The 9160-nt window shown below is 28.3% G+C and carries 11 protein-coding genes; 2 read left to right on the top strand and 9 right to left on the bottom strand.

What is annotated here, in order from left to right:
- The 7 genes from ACI3VO_RS16750 to ACI3VO_RS16720 form a co-directional block, all read right to left on the bottom strand.
- On the bottom strand, positions 1-847 hold an 847-nt coding region (locus ACI3VO_RS16750; RefSeq protein WP_439759004.1), incomplete at its 3' end, for a hypothetical protein.
- Between the two features lie 15 nt (positions 848-862).
- Positions 863-1954: an AAA family ATPase gene (locus ACI3VO_RS16745; RefSeq protein ID WP_439759003.1), complete on the bottom strand. Its 1092-nt coding sequence runs from the start codon at positions 1952-1954 to the stop codon at positions 863-865.
- A 16-nt stretch (positions 1955-1970) separates the two neighbouring features.
- On the bottom strand, positions 1971-3191 hold the full coding sequence (locus ACI3VO_RS16740; protein WP_439759002.1) for a vWA domain-containing protein: 1221 nt from the start codon (positions 3189-3191) through the stop codon (positions 1971-1973).
- Positions 3192-3317: 126 nt separating this feature from the next.
- Entirely contained in the window at positions 3318-4484 is a 1167-nt protein-coding gene (locus ACI3VO_RS16735) for an AI-2E family transporter (protein ID WP_439759001.1), read from the bottom strand.
- Between the two features lie 52 nt (positions 4485-4536).
- Positions 4537-5469, bottom strand: a complete 933-nt coding sequence (locus ACI3VO_RS16730; protein WP_439759000.1) for a protein kinase domain-containing protein — start codon at positions 5467-5469, stop codon at positions 4537-4539.
- 93 nt (positions 5470-5562) lie between these two features.
- Entirely contained in the window at positions 5563-6825 is a 1263-nt protein-coding gene (locus tag ACI3VO_RS16725; RefSeq protein WP_439758999.1) for a VanW family protein, read from the bottom strand.
- A gap of 187 nt (positions 6826-7012) precedes the next feature.
- Entirely contained in the window at positions 7013-7177 is a 165-nt protein-coding gene (locus ACI3VO_RS16720; protein WP_439758998.1) for a hypothetical protein, read from the bottom strand.
- A gap of 268 nt (positions 7178-7445) precedes the next feature.
- Here ACI3VO_RS16720 and ACI3VO_RS16715 point away from each other — a divergent pair, with 268 nt between their 5' ends.
- The gene (locus ACI3VO_RS16715; RefSeq protein ID WP_439758997.1) at positions 7446-7700 is read left to right on the top strand and encodes a TM1266 family iron-only hydrogenase system putative regulator; all 255 of its coding nucleotides are present in this window, start codon (positions 7446-7448) and stop codon (positions 7698-7700) included.
- Positions 7701-7929: 229 nt separating this feature from the next.
- Complete coding sequence (locus ACI3VO_RS16710) at positions 7930-8490, top strand: hypothetical protein (RefSeq protein ID WP_439758996.1); 561 nt, start codon at positions 7930-7932, stop codon at positions 8488-8490.
- Between the two features lie 64 nt (positions 8491-8554).
- Here ACI3VO_RS16710 and ACI3VO_RS16705 read toward each other — a convergent pair whose 3' ends face one another.
- Positions 8555-8752 (bottom strand): hypothetical protein, encoded by a 198-nt coding sequence (locus ACI3VO_RS16705; protein ID WP_439758995.1) that lies wholly within the window; start codon positions 8750-8752, stop codon positions 8555-8557.
- A 93-nt stretch (positions 8753-8845) separates the two neighbouring features.
- The coding region (locus ACI3VO_RS16700) for a hypothetical protein (RefSeq protein WP_439758994.1) at positions 8846-9160 on the bottom strand (315 nt) is incomplete at its 5' end.

Here is a 9160-nt window from a genome sequence, read left to right as displayed (position 1 = left end):
TAATTATCTTCGATTTCTCCAAGTCGAAAAGTCTATTGTCCTTGATATATATATAGCAATAAGGTCTGTTTGTTTTATTGTTCATATATTCGTAAGCGCTGAAATAATACAATGTTTCAAATTTTCCATCTATTATAATTTCAACTGTTTTAGATTTAAATAGGCTTATAATTTCTAAGTTCTCTAACGCCTTCTTAAAGCATTCTGGGAAATAGTAATTTTCATATTTCCCTGGAACGTAGATGTCGTTGTCGCTTTCTCTTAAAATTACTACACAAGATAAAGCCTCAATTTTGTAATCTCCAAAGGCATTTTTTATAAGCTCAACAGTTTTGTCTATATTTTCTACATCAAATGGATATCTCAAAGTCATACTAGCCCCATCTATAGTCAACTTAGGCTCTCCCAACTCTAAAATCAGACCCTCGATATCAACTAAATACTGTATGTATTTAACAGGAGATAGGTCTTCTAAAAACTCCTTTAGTCTATATAAATAAGTATTCTTAAAAGTATATAAATTATCTATCTCACCATTTAATCTATAATCATCTACTAAAGAAGATGTGACCTTTATATCATTATTTTTGTAGTAATAAATCTTTGGAGCTCCCAGTCTATCTACTTTTTTTAATGTATAAAACAATTCCTTTATTCGTCTATGATAAATGCTGTCTAGCTGCTTAAAGATTGTATCCTCCTGTGTAGGCACAATATCTTTAATACTCACAGTTGAAATACATTTTTCAATAGGCAGAGTTATATCTAATTCATATTCATCGAACAAGGTATTTAATGTAGTACTAAAATCCGAAATTATCTTTTCAATATGTTCTTTTTTATTCATAATCCACCTTCTAAATTATTCAAATATATAGTCGTTTTCTGTAATAAAATCTATTATATCATCGTTGTCTAATTCCTCTATAAACAATCCTTTAACTAGCTTCTTATTCAATGAAACTAAGTCTTTAAGCGCCAAAACTGTAAATTCTGGTTTTAATTTTAAGAAGAAATTAATTGCATTTGAAAATTTATCTAGTAGCTCTTCATCTACATCGTCTAAATCATCTATTTGTCTTAAACCTTCTAATCTAGATATTACACTACCTATTAGTAAATATATCTTATCGTGTTCTGATGGAACCTCAACCTCAACACCACTTAGTATATCATCTACACTTACTAGCTCATCTTTTAATTTGCAGAATTGCAAAAAGCTATTGCATTCGATTTCGCCTACATTACCTTCGATTTTGTATCTCAATATATCGTCGTCAAAATCAAATACATTTGCGTTTAATATATCGCTTACTGCATGCCATGTTCTAGGTGATGCGAATATCATAGATGTGCTGTCTGGCACAAAGTTGTGTAGAGCACCTGGTTTGAAGTTTAAGTAGCTTATTACAAAAGGATTTATACCATTTTTATAAGCAAAATTTTTCTTCCATATATCTAAATCGTATCCTATATCGTGAATTTCAAATCTATTTGCAAGAGGCGATGGCATTTGAACGAATACCCCGTTGTCGTCCTCTCTATTACCTAAAGCCACGATAAACCATCCATCTGGAAGCACGTATTCTCCCAATCTTCTATCTTGAATTAATTGATACGCCGCAGCTTGTACTCTCTTAGGAGCTGATGTAAGCTCTTCTATTAAAAGAATTCCCTTTTCTCCGTCCTTTTGGACATTTGGTAGTATATCATTTGGAAGCCATTTTGTTCTAGTTTTATCTTCATTAGGGAATGGGATACCCTTCAAATCTGTTTCTGTGTATAGTAAAAGTCTTAAATCTATTAAGCCCATACCTTTTCTATCTGCTATTTGTTTAATTACAGCAGATTTTCCTATACCTGAAGAACCAAGTCCTAGAATAGCTCTCTTTATATTATTATCAATATTAAATTCAACTATTTTTTCAAATTGTTCTATATTTATAGTAGACATATCAAAACCCCTTTATTTACATTTTTATTATTTTAGATCCCTTATAACCTTCTATATTTTCAGTAGTACCGTCTTCTGTAAGACACCAAATAACATTTCTTATTAAAACATTTGGTCTCGGAAAATATCCATCTGTCAAAACTATAGCACATATATATTTTAATTTTTCATCTCTTATATAAGCAAGTGCACTATCGACATTTGTACCTTCTCCTCCAACAGGTCTTGCCTTATCAAAGTTATCCTTATCTATTTCAAAGACATCCTGCACTATGCTGTCAAAAAATATTACCTTCCCTGTAGCATTAAAGTCCTTACACACATCGTATGCTTGAGCCATGAAATTTTTTAAATCATCATCTGAAATAGAACCAGATGTATCTATTACAAATAATATATCCTCTAGCTTTTCCTCATCCTCATAAACTCCTGGAAGTATTAAATCCCTGTATATATGATTTTTATCTGGAGTATCAAAAGATAAATCGTCAGAAGCTATATTGCTCAAATACCTTCTCAAATATTTATGCCATGGAAGTCTAGAGCCTATTAATTCCTCTATCCTTCTAAGTAAGTTTCCAGGCATATCTCCCATCGACTTATTTCCCTGCATTTTATTTGTTATGATACTCTCTTGTATTATTCTTCTCATATTTGATGATGTCTTTTGAACATTTTTAGGTCTCATTATATCTTCTTTGACATTTTCAAAATCTATATTTCTGCCAAATCCACCGCCATTTTGACCGCTGCTGTTGTCGTCGACTTTTGTATCGTCATTTTGCTTTTTACTCTGCTTGTATATTATCTCGTATAGCTGCTCAAAGGATAATTTTTCTAGCATCTCTTTATCTTCTCTACTTTCTACCATCAAGGCGTCCTTTGGTGGCGAAATCATGATCTGATTTCTTCTAAATTCTTCCTTTTCCATACTTATATAGTAGTTTACCAAATAATCTGCAGCTATATTTGCTATTTTACTGTCTTTGTTTACCATTCTTGTCGGATGCATAAAAATACAGTGATAAAGTTGATGTAGTAGATAAAAATTTCTTTCACTCTCTGTCAAACTTTCCATATATTCTCTATTATAAAAAATTGTACTGCCATCTGTACAGACAATATCTGTCGAATCACTCTCTCTAAGCTCATTTAATTTCATTAAAATCACACCGTAAAAAGGTCTTTTTCTTATTAAATTAATTTTTAATTTACTTATACTTTCCTCTATCGTCAAATTTATCACCTCCAATATTATTAATTATACCTTTTTTACAGATTTTAACAATAACATTGATTATTTTTATATAAAAAAAAGAACTCGCATAGAGAATTTTATCTCTATTACAAGTTCTTTTTAAATCTACATGTAATCTTTTGTATCTGTCGGTAGATTTTTTTCTTTCAATCTGTACTCTACATTTTCTTTGATTATAGAGTATATAACGGCGAATAATGGTACCCCTATTACCATACCCATAAATCCAAATATTTCTCCTGCTACTAATATTGAGAATAATATCCAGAATGCTGAAATACCTATAGAATCTCCTAAAATTTTAGGACCTATTATATTTCCGTCAATTTGTTGTATCAAGAATATAAGCGCCAAAAATATCAAAGCCTTCATAGGTGATTCGAAAAGTATAAGAACGAAGCATGGAACCGCCCCTATAAATGGTCCAAAAAATGGTATTATATTTGTAATAGCTATTATTACAGATATCAACACTACATAAGGCATCTTAGCTATTGTAAATAGAATAAAACTAAGAACTCCTATTATAGCAGAATCTATAATCTTACCACTTAAAAATCTTCCAAAAGTATTATTACTTCTGTAAGTCAATTCAAAAATTCTATCTGCAGTCTTTTTGCTAAACATTGCACATACTATTTTTTTAGATATAGCGTAGAAATTTTCCTTATCTAATAATAGATATACAGACACTATAAGCCCTAATACTATATTCCAAATACTAGATAATAGCTTCATTATTATATCTGCTATTAAAGGCATTATTTCGCTTATAAAGGCTATTGCCTTAGTGGCGATTTCATTTAATTTATTTTGCATAAATTTAGCCATTTGGTCGTTTACATGTAAATCCTTAATCATATCCTGAGTAAGCTTTGTTACATCCTCCATATATGCAGGAATTTGATTTATTATACCTACTATACTCTCAGTAAGCTGTGGTAATACAAAGTGTATGCATAGGTAAAATACTACACCAAATGTCAAGTATGTAAGTGCTATACTTATAAGTCTCTTTCTCTTTTGTTTAATTTTGTTAAATGATCTTATATTTGTTAAAAGTCTCTCTTCGTAGAATTTTAGTATAAAGTTCAATAGGTACGCCAATACAAATCCAATAATAAATGGATTCATTATAGAAATGAGGTAACCTATTTTAGCACTAAATGAGCCTATCTGTGATGCAAAAAAGTAAAATATAGTACTCAAGCATATCACAATTAAAGTATATGCTGCTATAGTATTGTACTTACTATTCCAATTTATTTTCATTTCTCCCTTCCTTTCTAGTCAAATAATTATAAGACTGTAAATTTCTTATACATTATAAGATTATCATTATTAAAATAATAATGCACATAATTATAGATATAAATTTTATCATAAAAGAATTGTTCTTTTTACTCTTTTTATAGTTAATATCTTGATTTAAATCTATATCATTATTTTTAGCAATATCTGCTTTTACATACATCAATTCTGTTAAATCTATCAAAATTTCATTGTAGCTTTGATATTTGTCTTTTCTATCCAATAATTTTTTTATAATGCGCACTATCCCTTCATTTAAAACCGTGATTTTATCTTGATCTAAATCTATTCCTTTATCTATATTCTTAAGCATTTGTAAATCTGTCTTTCCTATTTTAAATGGCATTTCTTTAAATACACAGTAATATAGTATAATCCCTATAGAAAAAAAGTCGCTCTCTCTATCTGTATAGTTTATATTCAATTGGTGTGGACATAAAAACGAGATATTGTCGTTCATCCTTATATTCACACCGCCATTTGCTTTAGTTATACCTAAGTCGTATATTTTTATATTAAGCCCATCATCTAGTAAAATATTATCTAATCTAAGACCTCCATGATATATTTTTTTTTCATCACAATTTTTCATAGCCCCTACGATTTGTTTACCTATAAAAAGTATATCCTTTATTCTTAAGTTAGAATTATTTATAAAATCGTATAGCGTTATACCTTCAAAATACTCACTGACTATATAATATCCAGATTTATAATCTCCAATATCTAAAATTTTTGCTATGTGCCTTGAATCAATCGATAAAATCATAGTAGATTCATCTATTAAATCTGGTATAAAATCATCATCAATATTTCTATTATTTTTAAGTATTTTTATATATACATACGAGTCAAGCTGTAAATCCTTCGCTTTGTAGAGATTATCTATCTTTAAGCTTTCATCTTCACAACCTAAAATTTCATATCTATCATCTATAACCAACACTTTATCTACCGCCTTCAAAATTAACTTCAACATATTATATCACAAAAAAAGACAAACCCAAAATGAGTTTGTCCTTTTATTTGAATTAAAAATTTATTCTTGATAAACAGCTGTATATATATGAGTTGTTTTTGATTTTCCATTTTTAGTTATTGTTCTATAAGTTTTTGCACCTGGAAGACCATTATATGTAAAATGAGTAGTCTTTATACTTACTCCTACTCTATCTTCAGAGCATCCATATATGCTAGCACTAGCAGTTCCTCCACCTGCATAACAAGATACGTAAACTGGATGATCGAAATTATTAGTAAATTGGAAATCACTACCTCCATCGTTTACCATAGCATCTCTACCTCTAGATACATACGACGATGTTTTGCTATGGTTATGAACTTCTTTTATTTCAAGCCCTGATAATAATACTGCATTAAATAAAGTAGTAGAACCTTGGCAAACTCCTCCTCCTGGAGCATCTTGATATTCGCCTCCCAATATAACTGAAGCACTTTTAAATCCATTGCTAAGTACTCTTGGGCCTGTAGAGTCATTGTAAGAAAAAGTCTCTCCTGGCATTACTATAGTACCGTTGCATCTTGCTAGAGCTAAAGCTATATTATAAGATCTTTCATATTGATAAGCATTAAAAGTAGTCGAATAAGAAGCTAGCATAGAATCTATACTTTCTACATCTTCAGTTTTTATCTTAGGCTGTGTAACATCTACCTTTAAAGCTATTGTTTCATAAGATTTATCAGCATATGCCTTTTCAATAGATTTTTTATTAGCTTCATTATCGAATTTAAGACCTGTTTTTGATTCATGCACAACTATTCCAGATGAAACTGTAATTGAAGCATCTACATATTTTTTATTTATTTTTTTAGCTATCTTTTTAATTTGCTTGTCTAATTTTTCTTCATCATAAGATGCTTTTATAGTATAATCTTTACCGCCAAATTTTACATTGATATAACTCATTATATTTGAAAAATATGAATTTTCCCTAGTTAGATTATACGCATTATCTACAAGCTCTTTTGTATTGTACGATAAATCTATATCCTCAGATGTTATTGTATAATTTTTGTTATCATAAGATAATTTTAAATCCTTCATAGGATATTTAGCATTTACTATATCTAAAGCTTCCTGCTTTGTAAGATTAGATACTTCTACATCTTCTATGTAAATATTTTGCCCTATTTTACCATTATATAAATACTTTGATGTAAAATAATTTAAACCACATACAAAAACAATTATTATTGCAGCTGCTACTATTAAAAATACATTTCTTTTACCTTTGAAAAAATCTTTATCACTTTTTTCTTTTGCAGTTGTATTTTCACTCATTTTTTATTCACCCCATTTCTATGTACTATTAGATTATATTTTAATTGCCAGATTAAAACAATACATTAAAATAAATGTAACTATTTTGTTACTAAAATATTATTTAAAAAACAAATTTCTATTAAATTTACAAAAATAAAAGCCTATTTTTATTATAATAGACTTTCATTTTAAACATATATAATTTCTAATTTTTCTTTTCCTTTTTTATTCCCTTAAATTTACCAGCACTACCTATAAATATAAATCCAAATCTATTGTATAATTCATTTAATTGCATCAATGTAACTTCACCCTTTTGTAAATTTAAATAAGTTATTTCTTCTAATTTTCTTTCGTATGCTACAGTCATTTTAATCACTCCTCAATTAAAATTTATTACATTATATTAATTATATTTGAAAATATTACTATTATTTATCCTTAAATCCAAACACGTGTTCTATAATTAGATTATACATCAAACATTAGTTCGATTTCAATAGTTTTTTGTTTTTTTTTCTATAAGTATAAAATTTTGTGTTATTTTACTTATAGACTTTTTATAATTTTAATACTACAATTTACATATATCAGTCAAAAGACACTCTAATCTGAAACAAGTTAGGAGGGGACATTAAATGAAAAGAGTAGCAGTTATTAGTGCGATACTTGAAGAGCCAGATATAAGTCAACAACAATTTAATTCTATCTTATCAAAATATAAGCACATCATAAGAGGTAGAATGGGTATCCCTTGCCAAGTTGAAAATATCTCAGTTATAAGTATCGTCGTAGTTGGAGAATTAGATGAAATAAATAGTTTAACTGGTAAACTTGGCAAAATACCTTCAGTCCTTGTGAAAACAAGTATTTCAAAAAAAGAAGTCAAATAACTAAAAAAAAGTCTGCATTTATTTAATAAGCTCTAAAAATGGAGACTTTTTTATTTTGTAAAAATAAATATAATTTCCGTCATGCATTTCAAAAGAGTAGCGCACTTGCTGTACCAAGTGCTTAAAAAGTCTTCATTAATTCAATATTCATTAAATTAAGACTTTTTTATTGTGCATTCAATATAAAATATAGTATCATATAAAAAAGGGGATATAAGGGGGCAACAGGATGAGAAACTCTAATGCAAATAAAACAATACTCTTCATAGAAAAGAAAAAAGAGTTCGAAAATAATAAAGACAATAATTGTTTCCATGTTAACAACAAAAAAATTAGAGAAAAAAACGACAAGATTATTTCACTTTCAAGCTATAAACGACTAAAATTCAAGAAAACTCACACTAAAAAAGAAAATAATTTAAATATCGATAAAATTAAGAAAAAGGTTTTTTTAATCGTAATTGTGACTTTGTTTTTGCTTATGTTCGCTACAACAGCTATGAAGCAAAAAACATTTACTCAAACTTCTTCTAACACATTTGTAGCTGAAAGTTCTCAAATAGGAGTTACTGAAAGCTCAACTTATAAATCAATTGTAAAAAGAGTTGTTGGTAAATACACGGCTAGTGGTTACAGTGTAACTGTATCTGAGCTACACAAAAATGGGAATCTAGTATATGCTAGGGGATATTTCAATGTTCCTAATGAGGGGAAGGTCAATTATGATTTGATTTTAAAAAATGACTCTCCAACTTCTTTGATAATAAACGGAAATGAATATATAAAATAAATTAAAAAAGAGAAATGAATTAATTTTCATTTCTCTTTTTTGATGCCAAAATAAATCTTAATATTTATTTTTTTACATTATTTTTTACTGCTTTTCCTACGTTTTTTCCTGTTTCTATAGTTTCCTTAGCAATAGAACCTACTCCATTTAGTACATCCTTGCCTATTGTTCCAACTCCATTTATGACTTCTTTTCCGATGGAACCGACGCCGTTTATAAGCTCCTTGCCAACATCTGTTATAGGATCCGTAATTTTTTTCATAATATACACTCAACTCCTATGATTTAAATAACCAAAATCATTTTATATATATTATGATTTAGAAGCAAATTTTGTTACTGATATAGGTCTAAATTACAATAATTCAATAGCCCTATCTATATCAATCATATTTTTTTCATATAATCCATATCCCATGAAAGATGATGTAGCTATTTTTATGCTAGCTACTTCAGATATCTTTTTGTATTCTTCAGAATTCTTTATCTTAAGCAATGTATCTTTTAATTTATCGTCTACATTGCTTTGGTTTCCGAATATATATACAATTTCTATCTTATCTGAAAAATCAATTTTTAATTCTTCATATGGATATAAAAGACCTAGTAATGTTTTAACCTTGTATATTTCTTTTAAATCTTCTTTTAAGTGGTTTAGATACTCTTCATT

This window comes from Intestinibacter sp. (assembly GCF_051866655.1).
GTDB lineage: Bacteria > Bacillota > Clostridia > Peptostreptococcales > Peptostreptococcaceae > Intestinibacter.
Note: the sequence above shows the minus strand (reverse complement) of the source record. Positions and strands in the feature narration are given on the sequence as shown.

Excerpts from the sequence above, each read along its gene's own strand:
- ACI3VO_RS16725 (WP_439758999.1), bottom strand. The coding sequence starts at position 6,825 with ATGAGTGAAAATACAACTGCAAAAGAAAAAAGTGATAAAGATTTTTTC.
- ACI3VO_RS16715 (WP_439758997.1), top strand. The coding sequence starts at position 7,446 with ATGAAAAGAGTAGCAGTTATTAGTGCGATACTTGAAGAGCCAGATATA.
- ACI3VO_RS16745 (WP_439759003.1), bottom strand. The coding sequence starts at position 1,954 with ATGTCTACTATAAATATAGAACAATTTGAAAAAATAGTTGAATTTAAT.
- ACI3VO_RS16735 (WP_439759001.1), bottom strand. The coding sequence starts at position 4,484 with ATGAAAATAAATTGGAATAGTAAGTACAATACTATAGCAGCATATACT.
- ACI3VO_RS16710 (WP_439758996.1), top strand. The coding sequence starts at position 7,930 with ATGAGAAACTCTAATGCAAATAAAACAATACTCTTCATAGAAAAGAAA.
- ACI3VO_RS16720 (WP_439758998.1), bottom strand. The coding sequence starts at position 7,177 with ATGACTGTAGCATACGAAAGAAAATTAGAAGAAATAACTTATTTAAAT.
- ACI3VO_RS16705 (WP_439758995.1), bottom strand. The coding sequence starts at position 8,752 with ATGAAAAAAATTACGGATCCTATAACAGATGTTGGCAAGGAGCTTATA.